The sequence below is a fragment of the Streptomyces sp. NPDC019396 genome (assembly GCF_040632375.1).
Taxonomy (GTDB): domain Bacteria; phylum Actinomycetota; class Actinomycetes; order Streptomycetales; family Streptomycetaceae; genus Streptomyces.
Window position 1 is genome coordinate 234712 of record NZ_JBEYBS010000006.1, and the last position, 18415, is coordinate 253126.

Annotated in this window: 16 protein-coding genes; 12 read left to right on the forward strand and 4 right to left on the reverse strand. The window is 71.7% G+C overall.

The window, feature by feature from the left end; translation table 11 throughout:
- Positions 1-70: 70 nt before the first annotated feature.
- Genes ABZ532_RS09470 through ABZ532_RS09480 form a run of 3 tightly spaced genes read left to right on the forward strand, consistent with a single transcriptional unit; the run spans position 71 to position 3572 of the window.
- Positions 71-1705 carry a thiamine pyrophosphate-binding protein gene (locus ABZ532_RS09470; RefSeq protein WP_361280697.1) on the forward strand — a complete coding sequence of 545 codons (1635 nt, stop codon included), beginning with the start codon at positions 71-73 and terminating at the stop codon, positions 1703-1705.
- Entirely contained in the window at positions 1705-3141 is a 1437-nt protein-coding gene (locus ABZ532_RS09475) for an aminobutyraldehyde dehydrogenase (protein WP_361280805.1), read from the forward strand. Before ABZ532_RS09470 ends, ABZ532_RS09475 begins: the two co-directional genes overlap by 1 nt.
- A gap of 50 nt (positions 3142-3191) precedes the next feature.
- A complete protein-coding gene (locus ABZ532_RS09480; RefSeq protein ID WP_361280698.1) occupies positions 3192-3572 on the forward strand; it encodes a Rid family hydrolase in 381 nt (126 codons plus the stop codon).
- A gap of 73 nt (positions 3573-3645) precedes the next feature.
- On the opposite strand, the gene ABZ532_RS09485 is transcribed toward ABZ532_RS09480, so the two are convergent.
- The gene (locus ABZ532_RS09485; protein ID WP_361280700.1) at positions 3646-4101 is read right to left on the reverse strand and encodes an ATP-binding protein; all 456 of its coding nucleotides are present in this window, start codon (positions 4099-4101) and stop codon (positions 3646-3648) included.
- A gap of 599 nt (positions 4102-4700) precedes the next feature.
- On the opposite strand from ABZ532_RS09485, the gene panD reads away from it, so the two are divergent.
- The 3 genes from panD to ABZ532_RS09500 all read left to right on the forward strand — a co-directional run bounded on the left by panD (position 4701) and on the right by ABZ532_RS09500 (position 5940).
- Positions 4701-5135: an aspartate 1-decarboxylase gene (panD, locus tag ABZ532_RS09490; protein ID WP_361280701.1), complete on the forward strand. Its 435-nt coding sequence runs from the start codon at positions 4701-4703 to the stop codon at positions 5133-5135.
- 17 nt (positions 5136-5152) lie between these two features.
- Positions 5153-5497, forward strand: coding sequence for a GNAT family N-acetyltransferase (locus tag ABZ532_RS09495; protein ID WP_361280702.1), 345 nt, complete (start codon positions 5153-5155; stop codon positions 5495-5497).
- Between the two features lie 248 nt (positions 5498-5745).
- Positions 5746-5940 carry a hypothetical protein gene (locus tag ABZ532_RS09500; RefSeq protein WP_361280703.1) on the forward strand — a complete coding sequence of 65 codons (195 nt, stop codon included), beginning with the start codon at positions 5746-5748 and terminating at the stop codon, positions 5938-5940.
- Between the two features lie 29 nt (positions 5941-5969).
- On the opposite strand, the gene gndA is transcribed toward ABZ532_RS09500, so the two are convergent.
- Complete coding sequence (gene gndA / locus ABZ532_RS09505; RefSeq protein WP_361280705.1) at positions 5970-7412, reverse strand: NADP-dependent phosphogluconate dehydrogenase; 1443 nt, start codon at positions 7410-7412, stop codon at positions 5970-5972.
- A 312-nt stretch (positions 7413-7724) separates the two neighbouring features.
- On the opposite strand from gndA, the gene ABZ532_RS09510 reads away from it, so the two are divergent.
- Positions 7725-8975, forward strand: a complete 1251-nt coding sequence (locus ABZ532_RS09510) for a transglycosylase family protein (protein WP_361280706.1) — start codon at positions 7725-7727, stop codon at positions 8973-8975.
- On the opposite strand, the gene ABZ532_RS09515 is transcribed toward ABZ532_RS09510, so the two are convergent.
- Positions 8856-9857, reverse strand: a complete 1002-nt coding sequence (locus ABZ532_RS09515) for a DMT family transporter (RefSeq protein WP_361280707.1) — start codon at positions 9855-9857, stop codon at positions 8856-8858. The two genes, ABZ532_RS09510 and ABZ532_RS09515, sit on opposite strands and share 120 nt — an antisense overlap.
- 193 nt (positions 9858-10050) lie before the next feature.
- On the opposite strand from ABZ532_RS09515, the gene ABZ532_RS09520 reads away from it, so the two are divergent.
- From ABZ532_RS09520 to ABZ532_RS09530, 3 genes are all read left to right on the forward strand, one after another.
- Positions 10051-10755 (forward strand): (2Fe-2S)-binding protein, encoded by a 705-nt coding sequence (locus tag ABZ532_RS09520; protein WP_361280708.1) that lies wholly within the window; start codon positions 10051-10053, stop codon positions 10753-10755.
- Positions 10756-10855: 100 nt separating this feature from the next.
- The gene (locus ABZ532_RS09525) at positions 10856-12352 is read left to right on the forward strand and encodes an SDR family NAD(P)-dependent oxidoreductase (RefSeq protein WP_361280709.1); all 1497 of its coding nucleotides are present in this window, start codon (positions 10856-10858) and stop codon (positions 12350-12352) included.
- Between the two features lie 353 nt (positions 12353-12705).
- The gene (locus tag ABZ532_RS09530; protein WP_361280809.1) at positions 12706-12879 is read left to right on the forward strand and encodes a hypothetical protein; all 174 of its coding nucleotides are present in this window, start codon (positions 12706-12708) and stop codon (positions 12877-12879) included.
- An 85-nt stretch (positions 12880-12964) separates the two neighbouring features.
- Here the strand turns inward: ABZ532_RS09530 and ABZ532_RS09535 are convergent, their stop codons facing one another.
- Positions 12965-14407, reverse strand: coding sequence for a lipase maturation factor family protein (locus ABZ532_RS09535; protein WP_361280710.1), 1443 nt, complete (start codon positions 14405-14407; stop codon positions 12965-12967).
- A 339-nt stretch (positions 14408-14746) separates the two neighbouring features.
- Between ABZ532_RS09535 and ABZ532_RS09540 the strand changes: the two genes are divergently transcribed.
- The gene (locus ABZ532_RS09540; RefSeq protein WP_361280711.1) at positions 14747-16174 is read left to right on the forward strand and encodes a DUF6777 domain-containing protein; all 1428 of its coding nucleotides are present in this window, start codon (positions 14747-14749) and stop codon (positions 16172-16174) included.
- 69 nt (positions 16175-16243) lie between these two features.
- Positions 16244-18331 carry a SpoIIE family protein phosphatase gene (locus ABZ532_RS09545; protein WP_361280713.1) on the forward strand — a complete coding sequence of 696 codons (2088 nt, stop codon included), beginning with the start codon at positions 16244-16246 and terminating at the stop codon, positions 18329-18331.
- Positions 18332-18415 lie beyond the last annotated feature (84 nt).

Consider the following 18415-nt stretch of genomic DNA (forward strand, 5'->3'; position numbering starts at 1 on the left):
TCTCCCGGACCCGGCGGCTCGCGCACGCCGGGACACCCCTCGCCCGCTCGAAGTCCGGGCGGTGGGCGCGATGACCACATCCCCGGCCACCGCGCGCAACGGCGGCGATGTCGTCGTCGAGTCACTGCAGGCACTCGGAGCCCGCACCGTCTTCGGTATCCCGGGCCAGCACGCGCTCGGGCTGTTCGACGCGCTGAACCGCAGCCGGCTGCGGTTCGTCTCCGGCCGCGTCGAGAACAACGCCGCCTTCGCCGCCGACGGACACGCCCGTGTCACCGGTGAGGTCACCCCCCTGCTGCTGTCCACCGGGCCCGGCGCGCTGACCGCGCTCGCCGCCCTCCAGGAAGCGGTTGCCGCTTCCGCACCGGTGCTGGTCGTCAGCAGCCAGATCCCGGCCGCAGGTCTCGGCGGCGCCCGCCGCGGGTTCCTCCACGAGCTGCCTGACCAGGCCGCCGTCGCCCGAGGCGTGGTCAAGCACGCGCAACTGGTCAGGTCCGCCTCCCAGATACCCTCCGCCATCGCCCGCGCCTGGCAGGAGGCGGCCACCGCACCGGCCGGCCCGGCCTGGGTGGAGATCCCGCAGGACGTCCTGCTCGGACCGGCCGGCATTCCCCCCGTACGCAACCTGAGCGGTGCCCCCGCCCTCCTCGCACCCCGTGCCGAACTGGTCGCCGAGGCGGCCCGCCTGCTGGACGACGCCACCAGGCCCGTCATCCTGGCCGGCGGCGGCGTGGTGCGCGCCGGCGGGCAGGCCGCGCTGCTGGAACTCGCCGAACGCCTGCAGGCCCCGGTGGCCTGCACCTTCGGCGGCAAGGGCGCCTTCCCCTGGGAACACCCCCTCTCACTGCGGTCCTGGCTGGAGGACCGCCACCTGACCGAATTCCTCGAGGACGCCGACGTGCTGCTCGTCGTCGGCTCCGGATTGGGGGAACTCTCCAGCCACTACCACACCCTCTCCCCGCGCGGCCGGATCATCCAGATCGAGGCCGCGCTCGGCAAGCTGGAGTCCAACCACCCCGCGCTCGGCATCCACGCCGACGCCCGCGTCGCCCTGGAAGCACTGGCCGCCGCGGTGACCGGGAACGCGCTCGCCGGAACCTCTGAGAAGGCCGTCGCCAGAGTGCTGGCCCTGATCCACGACCGCCTCGCCGAGCAGGATCTCGACCTGGAGCAGCGTGTGCTGGGCGCGGTACGCACCGCACTGCCCGACGCCGTGCCGAGCTTCTGGGACATGACCATCCTCGCCTACTGGGCATGGTCCGGTTTCGACCCGCGTAGCGCCCCGTTCCACTCCGCCCAGGGCGCCGGAGGTCTCGGCTACGGCCTGCCCGCAGCCCTGGGAGCCGCCTCCACGGGCCGGCCCGCGCTCGCCGTCAGCGGGGACGGCGGCGCGATGTACTCCCTCGCCGAACTGGCCACCCTGCGCCAGCACGACCTGCCCGTGACCTGGCTGATCATCGACGACGGCGGCTACGGCATCCTCCGGGAGTACATGAACGACGCCTTCGGGCGCGCAACCGCCACCGAACTGGCCCGCCCCGACTTCGCGGCGCTCGCGGCCGCCTTCGACATCCCCGCCACAGCCACCACCCCCGAGACGCTGGCGGACGACCTCGCCGCAGCCCTGGCATCGGGCGGCCCGCAGGTCGTCGTCCTGCCCTGTCTGCTGCGCATGTTCGCCCCCACCCATCTGGAGTTCACGTGATCACCAGCGACATCCTCACCAACCTGATCGGCGGACGCAGACGCGGTGCGACCGGTGCCGCACTGCCGCTCGTCGACCCCCGTACAGGGGACACGGTCGGCCATGCCGCCGTCTCCGGGCTGCAGGAGGTGGACCAGGCGCTGCGCAACGCGCAGGAGGCCTTCCGCACATTCCGGCGCAGCACTCCGGCCGAGCGGCAGCGCGCGCTGCTGCGGCTGGCCGACGCGCTGGAGGACGGCGCCGACGAGTTCGCCGACGCCGAATGCCGGGAGACCGGAAAATCCCGCCACCAGATGCTCGCGGAGGAGATCCCGCAATGCGCCGACCAGTTGCGCTTCTTCGCCGGGGCCGCCCGTCTGCTGGAGGGGAGCGCGGCCGGTGAGTACGTTGCCGGGCACTCCTCCCTGGTCCGCCGGGAGCCGGTGGGTGTGTGCGCGCAGATCACACCGTGGAACTACCCGCTGATGATGGCCGTGTGGAAGGTCGCGCCCGCTCTCGCCGCGGGCAACACCACCGTCGTCAAACCGGCCGAGACCACCCCCACCAGCACTGTCATGCTCGCCGAGCTGGCCAGCCGCTTCCTGCCGGCCGGAGTCTTCAACGTCGTCCTGGGCGACCGGGACACCGGCCGGGCGCTGGTGGAGCATCCCGTGCCCACGATGGTCTCCCTCACCGGATCGACCCGGGCCGGCATCGAAGCCGCCCGGGCGGCTTCGGCGGATCTGAAGAAGACCCACCTGGAGCTGGGGGGCAACGCGCCCGTGCTCGTCTTCGAGGACGCGGACGTCGAGGCCGCGGCTGCGGGCATCGTCGCCGCGGGCTTCTACAACGCGGGCCAGGACTGCACCGCCGCCACCCGGGTGCTCGCCCACGAGCGCGTTCACGACGCTCTGGTGAGCGCGCTCGCCAAGCGCGCCGACGCCATGGTCCGCGGAGCGGACGCGGGCACCGGGCCCGGCATCGGCCCCCTGAACAGCCCCGCGCAGCTCCGGCGTGTCCTCACACTGCTGGAGCGGCTGCCGGACCACGCCACCGTCCATGCCGGCGGCCACCGAGTCGGCGACCGCGGCTACCACATCGCCCCCACCGTCATCTCGGGACTGGACCAGCAGGACGAGATCGTCCAGGAAGAGGTCTTCGCCCCCGTCCTCACCGTGCAGAAGTTCACCACCGAAGCGCAGGCGGTCACACTGGCCAACGACCAGCCCTATGGCCTGGCGGCCTCTGTCTGGACCAGGGACCACTCCCGAACCCTGCGCACCACGGCGGAACTCGACTTCGGCACGGTATGGGTCAACACGCATGGGACCCTCACCGCGGAGATGCCACACGGCGGCTTCAAGCACTCCGGACACGGCAAGGACCTCTCCGCCTACGGCCTCGCCGACTACACCCGCGTCAAGCACGTCACGAGCGCCCTCGGTGCCCCGGCCTGAATTTCCGCCCCGGCCGTACCCGGACTTCCCCAGAGCCTCCCGGAGCAGAGATGCCCTTCACCACACTGTCCACCTCAGGTGCCCCCGCGCCCGCGGGCTCCTACAGCCAGGGCCGCCGCATAGGGCCCTTCCTCCAGGTGAGCGGCCAGTTGGCCGCGGACCCCGCTACCGGACGACTCCTCGACGACGGCGTCGCCTCGCAGACCCGGCGCATTCTGGGGCAGGTCACCTCCGTGCTGTCCGCGGGCGGTGCCGGATGGGGGAACGTACTGATGGTGCGCATCCACCTCGCCGATGACGACGACTTCGAGGAGATGGACGCCGCCTACCGCGATGTCGTGGGTCAACCGTTCCCGCCCCGCACCACGGTGGCCGCCGGACTGGCTCCCGGGGCGCGGGTGGAGATCGACGTACTGGCGATCGTGGACTGACACCGATCTCCCGCGGCATCGCACTTCGCCGAGAGAACGCGGGTGCCCGGGGCCGCACGGCCCCGGGCACCCGTCACTCCATGCCGGGAAGGTAGAGACAGGCCCATACGACATGGCTGCCGGTCCGCGTCTCGTTGCCCCAGCTCTCCGCGAGCGCGTCGACCAGCCGCAGCCCTCGTCCCCCTTCGGCGAAGCCGTCGTCCCGGTGCTTCCAGCCCTCGCGGACCTCGGAGGCGTCGAACCCGGGCCCCCGGTCCCACATCTCGATCCTGACGCCCGGCGCCCCGCGAGGGTGGCGGATCCTGCTCAGGGACATCGAGACCGGAGCGAGCCCGTGCCGGATCCCATTGGCGGCCAGCTCGCTCGCCACTAGCGCAGCCTCGTCGAGAAGCGCCGCAATCCTCCACTCCCGGAGTTCCGCCGAGATCCATGCCCGCGCACTGCGGGCCGCCTCCTTCAGCGGCAGGAGCCGCCGGACGGCTCCTGCCCGGGGCGGAGGCATCTGCGTGAGCCGAGTCGTCGTAGTCATGGGATGTCCTGGTGTCTCAGCACTCCGTGGAGGGTGTGGAACTCCTGATGCACTCATGCTGTATCCGGTGAAAATAGCTAGAAAGGGATATTTAGTACTGCAGTGCATAAGTTCTTCTTGCCCTCTTGCCGATCTTCGGTCGCTACGGTGCGGGCGTCAGCAACAACACCGCTCCCTCGCCCCCGCGTCGGCGGTATCCATCACCGGCGTGAACATCGCCGACAGCACCATCACCGGCAAGATCCCCGTGCACTGCAACTGCAGCCCCCATTGCCGTCCGCCGACCGAACGGCCAGGTGATCCTCGGCCGCCTCGAAGGGCGACGGCCGCCGACCGCCGCCCAGGCGGCCGGAGTGACGGTGATCACGGGCGTCGTTCGGGGGGCGCTGCGTAGGCTTGCCGTCGTCGCAGTGGGGTCCGGGGAGCGGAGAAGCCCCCCAAACCCACCTGGCGGCATGCCGGAAGAGTCGGCAAGTGGTCGGCGTCAGTCCTCAAGAGCCTGGCTGACGCTGCCCGGACACGCGACTCGCTGTAGGGTAGGGAAACCGCCCTTGACCTGCAAAAACGCAGGCAGGGAGCCTAGGTTCAGGAGTGCCTCGATGCTGCGTACCATGTTCAAGTCCAAGATCCACCGTGCCACCGTCACCCAGGCCGACCTGCACTACGTCGGTTCCGTGACGATCGACGCGGACCTCATGGAGGCCGCCGACCTGCTCCCCGGTGAGCTGGTGCACATAGTCGACATCAGCAACGGCGCACGGCTGGAGACGTATGTCATCGAGGGGGAACGCGGTTCCGGTGTCATCGGCATCAACGGTGCCGCTGCGCATCTGGTGCACCCCGGCGATCTGGTGATCCTCATCAGCTACGCCCAGGTGGACGACGCCGAGGCGCGGACCCTGGTGCCCCGGGTGGTGCATGTCGACGCCGGCAACCGCATCGTCGAGCTTGGCTCCGACCCCTCCCGGCCCGTTCCCGGCAGCGACACCCAGGCCAGCCCGCACGCGGTCGCGTCAGCAGCCGCGCGCGTCTGAGACACGAGGAGTGCGCGATGGCTGATCGCGAGATCCGCGACGACCGGGACAAGGGCAGGCTGGAAGCGTTCGAGGACGGCCGGTTCGCCGGGCACGTCGCCTACTTCACCATGCGGGGCGAGCCGCCCGCGCTCGTCGCGGTGCACACCGTGGTGAGGCCCGAGCACGAGGGCAAGGGCGTGGCCGGTTCGCTGGTGCGTGCGTTCTACGCGATGGCCGCCCGCGAGGGCGTCCCGGTCGTGCCACTGTGCCCGTACGCCGCGGCGTGGGCCGAACGGCACCCGGACGAGGCGCCGGTGCCGGCTGCCGGGTCGGTGGACGAGGCGGTGCGCCAGCTCAGGGAAAGCCACCCGGATCTCTGAGGGTGACGGCGCACCCTGGGGCTCGGTGTCCGCGCTCACCAGCACGGTGTGCCACCCCGATGACCTGGCCCGTCCGGGAGCGCCCCGACGACGTCAGGGAGAGCTTGAGTAGGGCCCGCACCCCGGCGCACCGCGCGGGGGTGCGGCCACGCCGTGGAACCCGCCCACCCACGCGTGGACCCGCCGTGCCTGGGCAGTCGCAACGATGGAACCTGGAGCCATACGCCCCGCACCCCAGGGAGCCAGCGATGACGCACCCGAACCCGCACCCCGACCCCGTACCCCCGATGCCGGACCCCGCACCCGGGCCCGTGCCGCCGCCGAGCCCCGTGCCACCGCCCGGCCCCGCGCCCGACCCGGTGCCCTCGCCGGATCCGATTCCCAAGCCGCCCGGCCCCGATCCGGTGCCCGATCCGGAGCCCGCGCCAGGCCCGATGCGGTGAGCGGGCCGGGCGCGGGAAGCCCGGTCGGATCAGGCGGTGCGTTCCTCCGAGCGGTCGCCGCCCCAGAGGGTGTGGTACGAGCCGTCCCGGTCCGTACGCCGGTAGGTGTGCGCGCCGAAGAAGTCGCGCTGGCCCTGCGTCAGCGCCGCGGGCAGCCGTGTCGCGCGCAGCGCGTCGTAGTAGGCCAGTGACGCGGAGAAGCCGGGCGTGGGCACGCCCTGCTGCGCCGCCGTGGCGACCACGGCGCGCCAGTCGTCCTGTGCCGCGCCGATCTCCTGGGCGAACTGCTTGTCCGAGAGCAGGCTGGGCAGGTCCGGCTGGGTGTCGTACGCCGAGCGGATCCGGTCCAGGAAGGCGGCCCGGATGATGCAACCCGCGCGCCAGATCGCCGCCACCGCGCCCAGGTCGATGTCCCAGTCGTAGGAGTCGCTGCCCGCCTGGACCTGGTGGAAGCCCTGGGTGTACGACACGATCTTCGACGCGTACAGCGCCTGCTCGACCTGTGCGGCGAATCGGGCCGCCTCCTGCCCGCCGAGCGGCTGCGGCACCGGCCCCGGCAGCTGCTGCGAGGCCGCGCGCAGGTCGGCGTGGCCGGACACCGAGCGGGCGAACACGGCTTCGGCGATGCCGGAGACCGGCACTCCGAGGTCGAGCGCGATCTGCACGGTCCAGCGGCCGGTGCCCTTCTGCTCGGCCTGGTCCGCCACGATGTCCACGAACGGCTTGCCGGTCGCCGCGTCCGTGTGCGCCAGCACCTCGGCCGTGATCTCGATCAGGTAGGAGTCGAGGCGCCCGGTGTTCCAGCCGCGGAACGTCTCGGCGATCTTCGCGGGGGAGTATCCGGCGACCTCGCGCAGGAGATGGTACGCCTCGGCGATCAGCTGCATGTCCGCGTACTCGATGCCGTTGTGCACCATCTTCACGAAGTGCCCAGCGCCGTCGGGGCCGACGTGCGTCACGCAGGGCGTGCCGTCCTTCGCCTTCGCGGCGATCTTCTCCAGGAGCGGCCCGAGTGAGGCGTACGACTCGGGCGAGCCGCCCGGCATGATGCTCGGTCCGTGCAGGGCGCCTTCCTCGCCCCCGGAGATGCCCACGCCCACGAAGTGGATCCCGCGCTCGCGCAGTTCGCGCTCCCGGCGGCGCGTGTCGGCGAAGTGCGCGTTGCCGCCGTCGATGATGACGTCACCCGGCTCCAGGAGCGGGGCGAACTCCTCGATCACGGCATCCGTCGGCTCACCCGCCTTGACCATGATGACCAGCCGGCGCGGGCGTTCCAGTGCGGCGACGAACTCCTCGGCCGTCTCCGCGGGCACGAACGCACCCTCGTGGCCGAACCCCTCGACCAGCTCGCGCATCCTGCTCGCGGTCCTGTTGTGCACGGCGACCGTGAGGCCGTTGCGTGCGAAGTTGCGGGCGAGATTGCGGCCCATCACCGCGAGCCCGGTGACGCCGATCTGGGCGGTACCACTCATACGTGTGCTCCTGGAGTCTGAAGAGTGCGTCGAGTCCATCGGTCATCGGGACCGTACCTCCGGGCCCTCGGTCCACCGGTCCATGCCCCCGGCGACCCTGAGTCGTCGGCCGTGCCCCGCCCCTGGCCAGTATGAATACGCTGCACGAGAGCGGGGCGTTCATGGGGGTGCGAGTCGCCCGGGCGGCGCAGGAATCCCGGATTCCGCCGCCGGGGCGGACGTTCGTGCGACCTCACGCCCGTTCGCGCCCCTTGTCAGTGCTGTTGGCAGCGCTTAGCTTTGCGGCTGCTGATGCGTTCGAGGGGGGGACCCATGGCCTTACGCGGGCGGCACCGCCGCTACCAGCCGAGCCGAATCAACCGGGCGTCGTTGACCGTCACCGCGAGCGGTGCGGGGATCGCGCTCCCGCTGATCGGCGCGGGCACGGCGAATGCCGCGTCGGTGGAAGTCTGGGAGAAGGTCGCGGCCTGCGAGTCCACCAGCAACTGGCAGATCAACACGGGCAACGGCTACTACGGCGGCCTGCAGTTCAGCCAGTCGACCTGGGAGGCCTACGGGGGCAGGGCCTACGCCCCGCGCGCCGATCTCGCCTCCAGGGACCAGCAGATCGCAGTCGCCGAGAAGGTGCTCGAAGGGCAGGGCCCCGGCGCCTGGCCGACCTGCTCCACCCATGCGGGGCTGGCGCGCGGAGGAGCGGATCCCGCCATCGCGCCGGAGCGCGGGCGTGCCGTCGAGGCGAAGGCCGCGGTCACCACGCAGGCCGCATCGGTCCGGGCCTCACGTCAGCAGCAGGCCGCCCCGACGACCGTGCCGGGGCAGCGCGAGACGTACACCGTCGCGAAGGGCGACTCGCTCTCGGGAATCGCCAGGACCCACGAGGTCAGGGGCGGCTGGCAGGCGCTCTACGCGGCCAACCGCGCCGTCGTCGGTGACGATCCCGACCTCATCCTCCCCGGCCAGCGGTTGCGCATGCAGACGACCGCGCAGCGCCCCGCCACGAAGGACCGGCCGCAGTCCGGGCAGCACGAACGGTCCACGGCGTCGCCGAAGCCCGCCGCCAAGCCCGCCCCCGAGAAGAAGCGGGAGCAGCAGCGGCCGCAGCACACCGAGCGCGCCCAGCGCCACACCGGCCAGAGCAGCCAGGCCGGCCGGACCGGTCAGGCCCACTTCAGCGCCCCCGTCACCGCGGGCACCGGCACCCCCTACCGCAAGGCCGGTGCCTGGGCCAGCGGATACCACACCGGGGTGGACTTCCCGGTGCCCACGGGCACCTCCGTGAAGGCCGTCGCTCCCGGCCGTGTGGTGTCCGCCGGCTGGGCCGGTGCGTACGGATACGAGATCGTCATCCGGCACTCCGACGGCAAGTACAGCCAGTACGCGCATCTATCGGCGCTCAGTGTTCGCACGGGCCAGCAGGTCGGCGGGGGGCAGCGGATCGCGCGCTCAGGGTCCACCGGCAACAGCACGGGTCCCCATCTCCACTTCGAGGTGCGCACGGGGCCGGGGTATGGCTCCGATATCGATCCCCTCGCCTACCTCAGGGCGCACGGGATCACGGTCTGAGGCGGCCCTGCCCTCGGGCGCCGGGCCGGTCGGCTCGGCGCCGGCACCGGTCCCGCGCTGCGCCGAAAGCAGGACCAGGCCCGTGCCCGCCGTACCCGCGCACACCAGCGCGGCGACGGCTCCCGCCACGCCGTACAGGAAGCGCTCGCCGAAGAGCAGCAGTCCGGCCACCGCCGCGATCACCGGATTGACCACGGTCACCGTCGCCAGCGACGCCGCCAGACCGGCGCCGCGATACGACACCTGGGACAGCAGCAGCCCTGCCACCGCGAGACCGGCGATCACCAGCAGAGCCGGCAAAAGCCCGGTCATGCTCCCACCGGCCGCGTCGGCCGGACCCGCGGTGGCGATCTTGGTGAAGCAGGACGCGGCTCCGAAGGCCACCCCCGCCCCACCGGCCAGCACCACGCCCCGCAGCACCGGGTGTCGCCGCACCCGCCGACCGGCCAGGAACAGCAGCGCCACAGCCCCGAAGGCCACGGCGGCAGCCGCCTGCCGGGCCGCGCCTCCCGGCACACCCGTCTGTCCGGGCCCGATGAGCGCCAGCAGCCCGGCAAGCCCGGCCGACGCCAGCAGAGTGCCCCGCCAGGCGGCCCTGCCCACCTTCCGGCCGCCCAGAACCGCCGCCAGGGGCAGGGCGAACACGATGGTCAGGGCGCCGAGCGGCTGCACCAGGCTCAGCGGCCCGTAGGCGAGTGCCCCCACGTGCAGCAGCGCCCCCAGCGCGTTCAAGCCGACGGAGGCCCACCACCGGGCGCTGCACACCAAGGCGGAAGGCCCGTCGGGCGCACCGGCCGCCACACTCTCCTGCACGATCGCCGCTGACGCGTATGCCGCCGCGGAAACCAGCGACAGCAGCACGGACAGGGCGAGGGAACTCATGGGCAACACGATCTCCCTTGTGAGCCGCCCGGTCGTCGTTCCTGAGCAGGGAATGGTCCGTACGACCGGCGTAGTACGCGACAGCGGGCGTACCCCCGTGGTTGTGGTCCCCGTGACGGAGCGTGAAGGCAGTACAAGCCCTGTTCGCCGCTGTGCTTCGATGGGCGCGGCGCCGACGGAACCGGGGGAGCGTGTGAATCTGGACGAGCCGTCCTCCATCGGAGGATTCTTCGCGCTGCGCACGGGTGCCCCCGGCAGCGGGCACACCGCGATCAGCCGGATCCACGGCGGCGACCTCACCGTACTGACCGCCCGTGTCGACCGGGTGGCGTCCCGGCTCGGTACGCCCGAGCGACGGGTCGCCGCCTCCATCGCGCATCTGGGTCTCGCCGCGAGGATCTGGTCCACCGCGCTCGGACCGGCCGTGCTCCGCGGCGAGTTCCCCGATCCGGCACCGGGCACCCTGCACTGGGACCCGGAGCTGACCGCACCGGACGATCTGTGCTGGTCCGGCAGACAGACCCGGCCGGCGACCGTCGACACCTTGCGCGAAGCCGTACTGGAGGGGCAGCTCGTTCCGCTCGCCGAGGCGTTCCGCGCCGAGGTGCGTATCGCACCCCGGCTGCTGCGGGGCAACACGGGATCCGCCCTCGCGGGCGCCCTGCGCGAACTCACACGCTGGGCCCGGGCCCATGGGCGCCCCGACGTGGCCGGGCGGGCCGCCCGCCTGGTCACCGGCCTGCTGGAACACCCGGAACTGTCCGGGACGGTGCACGGCCCCGCGCTGCGCCGGACGACCTGCTGCCTCTACTACCGCAGCCCCGGGGGAGGGCTGTGCGGCGACTGCGTCTTCGACCGGGCGCCGGGCACCGGGCCGGACAGCCGTCGCGGCCTGTGACGTGAGTCCCCTGGCCGGGTTTGGCGTACGTACGCCCGACTGACGTAAAGTTCCGCTTTCGGAATCCCCAGGGTGCTCACAGGACGGAACGGCAGCGGCGATGACGGTGACACAGGACGGCCCCGGCCAGGACATCGGGCCGGTCCAGGAGGTCCGGGACTACGGTCCGGGCATCGACCCGGAGCGCCTGGCCGTCTGCCTGAGCGTGCTCGAGGAGCTCGACCGGATCGAGGTCGACCACCCCGACGCGATCACGGTCCGCCGTGCGACGGCCGGTATCTACCGGACCGTGAAGCAGCGCCGCCGCCAGGAGCGCCGGGCCTCGAAGACCGCCCACGACAAGACCGTCACCGAGGCCACCGCGACCGGCTCGGCCGAGCGGATCGACGACGAGACACAGGGCCTGCTGCCGAGCTCGTCCGTGCTGGGCGAGATCGCCGGAATCCTCCAGCGTCCCCGGTCCTGCTACGTCTGCAAGGCCCGGTACGTCGAGGTGGACGCCTTCTACCACCAGCTCTGCCAGAAGTGCGCGGCCGAGAACCGGGCCCGGCGCGACGCACGCACCGACCTCAGCGGACGGCGGGCGCTGCTGACCGGCGGCAGGGCGAAGATCGGTATGTACATCGCGCTGCGGCTGCTGCGCGACGGCGCCCACACCACCATCACCACCCGCTTCCCCAACGACGCGATCCGCCGCTTCAAGGCGATGCCGGACAGCGACGAGTGGATACACCGCCTCAAGGTCGTCGGCATCGATCTGCGCGACCCGGCCCAGGTGGTCGCGCTCGCCGACTCGGTCGCCGCAGAGGGTCCGCTGGACATCCTGATCAACAACGCGGCGCAGACCGTACGCCGCTCCCCGCAGGCGTACAGCGAGCTGGTCACGGCCGAGAGCGCCCCGCTGCCGGCGGGCGAGCTGCCCGCCGCCGAGGTGATCGGCACCTTCGGCAGCGGCGGTGTGGACCGGATGGCGGCGCTGCCCGCACCGCGCGCCGAGGGGCTCACGGCCCAAGACGTCACCGAGCTGGCGCTGGTCTCCGGCTCCGCCTCCCTCGCCCGGATCGAGGCGGGCACCGCAATCGACGCGGGCGGGCTCGTCCCCGATCTCCATGACACCAACAGCTGGATCCAGACCGTCTCCGAGGTCGACCCGGTCGAGCTGCTGGAAGTCCAGCTGTGCAACTCCACCGCGCCGTTCATCCTCATCAGCCGGCTGCGCCCGGCCATGGCCGCCGCGGCGGCGGAGCGCAGGTACGTGGTGAACGTGTCAGCGATGGAGGGCGTCTTCCGCCGGGGCTACAAGGGCGCGGGTCATCCGCACACCAACATGGCCAAGGCGGCGCTCAACATGCTCACCCGCACCAGCGCCCAGGAGATGTTCGAGGCGGACCGCATCCTGATGACCGCCGTCGACACCGGCTGGATCACGGACGAACGTCCGCACCCCGACAAGGTCCGGCTCGCGGCCGCGGGCTTCCACGCGCCGCTCGACCTGGTCGACGGGGCCGCCAGGGTCTATGACCCGATCGTGCGCGGCGAGTCGGGCGAGGACCTCTACGGCTGCTTCCTGAAGGACTACGCTCCGTCGAACTGGTGAGGCCGCGGCCGTCATCGCGTCACCTGCACGACACCCCTTCGAGGTGGCCGACGTAACCCGTTCGGCCGTCACCCCCGGGCGCCTTGGGCCGCCCGGGGGTTTCCTATACCCGATGGGCCGTCACCTCCGTACGTTTTTCTGTACAGAACCCTCGATGTGACGCGCCCCATCGAGCGTAAGGGCGCTCATATGGTTAAGCTGGGGCGCACGGATGGCCAACAGGGGCCCACGAAACCCCCCACGGCCGCCCCGGGACAGGCCCGCAACCACGGCCGCGATCCCGCCAGAGAACGGCGCCACCGCGACCGAAGAGACCCTAGTCCCCCTGTTGCGCGACACACGAGGAGTGCGCGGTGACAACTGAAGTGATGAAGCAGGAGAAGCGGCCGGCCGAACGAGGCGAGCGGGTCGGACGGCGCGGCGACGAACTCGGAAGCCTGGAAGTCTGGGCCCGGTCGGCGCCCATCCGGCTCGCCGGCTACGAGGACGATCTCGAAGAGCCGCACATCCTGCCCGGCATCGACTGAGACGCCGGCGAACCGATTGCCTGATCCGTACCCCCTGGGCGGCACCCGCCTCGGGGGTACGGGCTTTTTACCCTCTTTGGTGTCCCTATTCGTTTTCCTCGTGTCCGTCGGGCTCACTCTCCGTGCTCAACCGGGTTGGCGGCAGGAAGTCCCGCAGATAGCGGCGCTGCCAGCAGGCGCCGGTCGCGCGCAGTTGCCGCCAGCTGGTGAACTCGTAGTGGTACAGCCTGGCGCGGATGAACAGCGGCGGCTGGTCGGGGAACGGATTGCGGCGCAACAGCCTCAAGGTGTCCCGGTCCTGGTCGAGCAGCCGTTCCACGAAGGCGCCGAACCACGGGCGGGCATACGCGGGGGAGAGCCCGGCGAACCACATCAGCCAGTCCAGCCGCAGATGGTAAGGCGCGAACTGACGCGGCCAGTGCCGGATATTCCCCGGCTTGCCATGGAACTCGTACTCCTGCCACACCGTGCCCGGATGCACGACCCGCTCGTCCGTGCCCTCCACCACGACCTCGAAGCGCACCCGGCCCACGGTGCCGAAGGCCCCGTAGGTGTTGACCAGGTGCAGCGGGTCGAACGAGCGGTTCATCGCCTGGCGCCGGGACAGCAGATTGCGCACCGGACGGTAGCTGAGCACGAGCACCAGCACCGTGACGGCCATGACGGTGACCGCGTACCACGGCGGCGGTTGCTGGAACGGATGCGGCCCGGTGACGAGGGAGCTGTCGATGGCGGACAGAGCCAGGGCCACCGTCAGCCAGTTGAGCCAGGCGAAGTTGCCGGACAGGATCAGCCAGAGCTGGGTCAGCGCGATCATGGCTGCTGCGGCGCTCGCGATCGGTTGCGGGGTGAACAGCAGAAACGGGACGAGCAACTGGGTGATGTGGTTGGCCGCCGCCTCCACGCGGTGGACCGGCCCCGGCAGGTGGTGGAAGAACCAGCTCAGAGGGCCCGGCATCGGCTGGGTCTCATGGTGGTAGTAGAGGCAGGTCAGCCTGCGCCAGCACTCGTCCCCGCGGATCTTGATCAGGCCCGCGCCGAACTCCACCCTGAACAGCAGCCAGCGCAGCAGCCACAGCACCAGCACCGGCGGCGCGACGCGTTCGTTCCCGAGGAAGATCGCGAGAAAGCCCGTCTCCAGCAGCAGTGACTCCCAGCCGAACGCGTACCAGGTCTGCCCCACATTGACGATGGACAGATACAGGGCCCACAGCACCGCCCACCACAGCATCGCCGTCCACAGGGGCAGCCGGTCGGCGGCCCCACCCACGAGACCGGCCGCCAGCACCGCCCCGGCCCAGGCGCAGCAGGCGAAGAACCGGTCCGAGTAGTGCAGTTGGAAGATGCTCGGCGCCCGGCGCATCGGTGTCAGACGGAGGTAGCCGGGCACCGGAAGCATCCCCCGTTCCCCGATCAGGGCGCGGAACTGCATGGCGGCGGCGAGGAAGGCCACGAGATACAGGGCCGCCAGCGCCCGCTGGAAGACCAGCCTGCTGAGCCAGTAGTCGGGTGCCGTGAACCACTCCATGGGCGGACCTCGCGGACCTCGTGGACGTGCCTTGCCCTCACAGACCCGGCGGTGGCTCCAGTATCGGACGGGTGGCCGCGAGGCGGTGCGTGCGCAGCGCCATGGGCCACGGGGTGCCACCGGAACGGACGCGCCGGGCGCGAGGAATCCGCGGATACACCGTTCGGCGCTGGTTGTCCCCGCATCCGGGCAGGTCAGCGCGGCCGGAACAGGGCCCGCAGGGCTCGGAGCCCCCGCGCCGCGCCGAGGGTCCGGTCGCGCGCCGCGGCGCCATACGGCAAGACAAGGAGTGATCACTCCGGATTTTTGTATGACATAACAGCTGGGAGATGGCGGGTCATGTACGTGTGCTCACCGACACATCGCCGGTACGCCAGGCTCGCCGCGCAGTCGGCGGTCCTGTCGGCGGCACTGCTGGTCACTGGTTGCAGCAAGCTCACCGGTTCCGGTCAGGGCGGAACGGAGGCGCGGCAGCAGGTCCAGTTGCAGCCCGCCTCGGAACTGGGGCCGGATCCCTTCACTCCTTCCACGGCCACCCTGGCCGGCGCGGCGGGGCCCCCTTCCTCGCCCCGTGCCGCCGCCTCGGCATCGCCCGCTCCGGGGTCGTCGCAGCTCGGGGCCGTACGCACGGTGCTGGGCTCCACGCCCGGTCTCTACGGCGGCACCCGCTCGATCGCGAGCTGCGATGTCGAGCAGCAGATCCGCTTTCTGACCGCCGACGCCAACAAGGGCCGTGCCTTCGCCCATGGCGCGGGGGTCAGCCAGGAGGACCTTCCGGAGTTCCTGCGCGGCCTCACCCCGGTGGTGCTGCGCGCCGACGCCCGGGTGACCGGCCACAGCTACCGCGCCGGGTCGGCCCAGCGCTTCCAGTCCGTCCTCCAGAGCGGCACCGCCGTGCTGGTCGATGAGCACGGCTCGCCCAGGGTCCGGTGTGCCTCGGGCAGCCCGCTGGCATCACCGGTGATCGAGTCCGGTGCGACGGAGGAGCAGGGCAGGGAATGGCCCGGCTACGATCCCGACCGCGTCGTGGTGATCACCAGGTCCGCGGATGTGATCAAGACCCTGGTCATCGCCGATGTCGCGGGCAACGCCTGGCTGGCGCGGTCGAGCGGCACGGACGGGGAGGCCGACCGCAAGCCGGGCGTGCTGCCGCCGTACGCCCCCGGCCTCCATGTCACCGAGATCCCGGCCATCCGGCCCGGGGGGCCGGCGGACACATCGAGCCCGCGGCCCATCCTGCCCGACGCCAGCACCAGCCCGAGCGCGAGCCCGGGCACGAAGGCGAAGGAGGGAGGGGGGACCGTGTCCCCGCCCCGGCCGCAGCCTGACGTACCCCAGGGTGTCCCGGTGCCCGACGCGGGGAGCGACCCCGGCGTGACCGGCCAGGGGATGCCGATTCCGGACGCGGGGAGCGACCCCGGCATGGGCTACGCCGACGGCATGGCTCCTGACGGCGGGGGCACCGTCCAGCCGCCGTTCGACACCGACTCCGGCGTGCTGTTCGGCCCTGCCGCCGGTCCTGGCGCATCGCCGTCCGGCGCGAAAGGCGCGCCGCAGGGCGCCGAGCAGGGCGGCACGGCCCAGGGCGGCGTGGGCCAGAATCATGCCGGCCAGGGTTCGGCCCAGGGCGGCGCGGGCCAGAATCATGCCGGCCAGGGCTCCGGCAGCCATGGTGCGGGTGGCGCGCTGAACGCCCGCGGTGGTGCGATGGTGCCCGGCGGAGTGAGCAACCAGGCGCCGGGCGCCACCGGTGCGCCCCGGGGCTGAGCGGACACGTGCGGGCAAGCGGGCACCCATTCGCTCGAAAATTCGGACGAACAATGGCAGAGTGTCACCATGGCTGATCGGGCAGCGGGTGCCATGTCGCTTCCCGACGACTGGCCGGCCCACCCGGATCTCAGGCTGTCCCTCAACCACATGGGCACCTTCGACTGGGATCTCGACAACGGGCTGCTGCACCTGGACCAGTCGGCGCTCGACGTGTTCGACGTGACGGCGGAGGAGTTCGATGGGCGCCCCCAGTCGCTGGCCCTCCGCGTCCCGCACGGCGAGGCGGCGCGACTGGACGGGCTGGTGACCCAGGCGCTCAGAAGCGGCAGCAGCAGCTACGGCGCGTACTTCCGGATCCGCTGCCGCGACGGCAGTCTGCGCTGGACGCACACCCAGGGGGCGGTCAGGCGTGACGTCAGGGGCCGCCCCCACCGGATCATCGGGATCGTCCGCGACGCCACCCAGGAGCTCGCCGACTCGTCCGCCCGTATCGAGCTCGACGCCGAACGCCGCCGCCAGACGAGCGTGGTCGAGAGCACCACGGCGGCGCTGGCCCATGCCAGGACGGTCCAGGACGTCATCGACGTCCTGAAGGACTCGCACGGTCTCGAACGCCTAGGCGCCACCAGTATGGTCATGGGACTGCTGGAGGCGGGCCGTATCCACCTCGTGGCGGAGGGCCCCGAGGGCTCATTCGTGCCCGGCACGCGGTACACCCGGGTCGACGAGCAGTACCCGATGAGCGAGGTGATCCGCACCCTCGCTCCCCGGTTCATCGAGTCCAAGGAGGACTTCGCCGAGTCGTACCCCAGGCTGTGGCCCCATGTCCGCGGTCTCGGCATCACCTCCGCCGCGTATATGCCGCTCATCGCCCAGGCCCGTCCGATCGGCGCCCTCGGACTGCTCTACAGCGACAAGACGGGTTTCACCTCGGAAGAGCGCAACCTGCTGGTGGCACTCGGCAGCAGCATCGCCCAGAGCCTCCAGCGGGCCGTGCTCTTCGAGCAGGAGCACGATCTCGCGGAAGGGCTCCAGCAGGCGATGCTGCCCCGGCGCATCCCCTCCGTACCCGGGGCGCAGATCGCGGTCCGCTATCGCTCGGCCCGGCTCGGGCGCGACATCGGAGGGGACTGGTACGACGTCATCCCGCTGCCGGGAGGCCGGGTCGGTGCCGTCATCGGCGACGTCCAGGGCCATGACACGCATGCGGCGGCGGTCATGGGACAGTTGCGCATCGTGCTGCGTGCCTACGCGGCGGAGGGGCACACCCCGGCGACCGTCATGGCCCGTGCCTCCGTCTTCCTCCATGAGCTCGACACCGACCGCTTCGCCACCTGCGTCTACGCCGAGGCCGACCCGACCACCGGCGTCGTGCAGGTGGTGCGTGCCGGTCATATGGACCCGCTGCGACTGGGCGCCGACGGCGAAACCCGCCGGGTGACCGTGAGTGGCGGGATGCCGCTCGGGCTCTCAGCCGAGTTCGGCCGGCTCGAGTACCCCGTGGCCACCATCGAGCTGGACCCCGGGGAGACCCTGCTGCTCTACACCGACGGCCTCGTGGAGCGGCCGGGCACCGATCTCGACGACGGACTGCGGGCGCTCACCGGACTGATCCGCAACGGTCCGCGCAACCTTCAGCTGCTCGCCGACCGGCTGTGCGAGGAGTCCGACGAGCGGGCGGGCGAGGACGATGTGGCCCTCCTGCTACTGCGTCGCCATGGCGTCGCCGCCGCCCATGCGGGCGGGCGGCTTCAGCAGCACGTCGCCCAGAACGACCCCGAGGCGCTCGCATCCGCACGCCATATGATCTGGGCCGCGGTGCGGGCGTGGGGTGCGGCGGAGAGGGCCGACGAGATCGAGCTCGCCGCGGACGAGCTGATCACCAACGCCCTGATGCACACCGACGGCGGGGCGATCGTGACCGCGCGGGTGCTGCCCGGAGTGGAGCGGCGGCTGCGGGTCGAGGTGGAGGACCGGTCGACCGCTCTGCCGCGGCGCCGGGACGCCGGGGAGTCGGGGGTCTCGGGCCGGGGGCTGATGCTGGTGGACCGGTTGGCGGACATCTGGGGCGTGGAGTCGCGGGGCAGCGGCAAGTGTGTGTGGTGCGAGTTCGCCGTGTCCGATCCGGTCGCCGCCGAGCGGGCACCTGCCTGACCCATGCGAACCCACCCGTGCGCACCTATACCGGCCTGCCCGTGCGAGCCGCCGTGTGAACCGACGCGAATGAGCGGTCCGCAC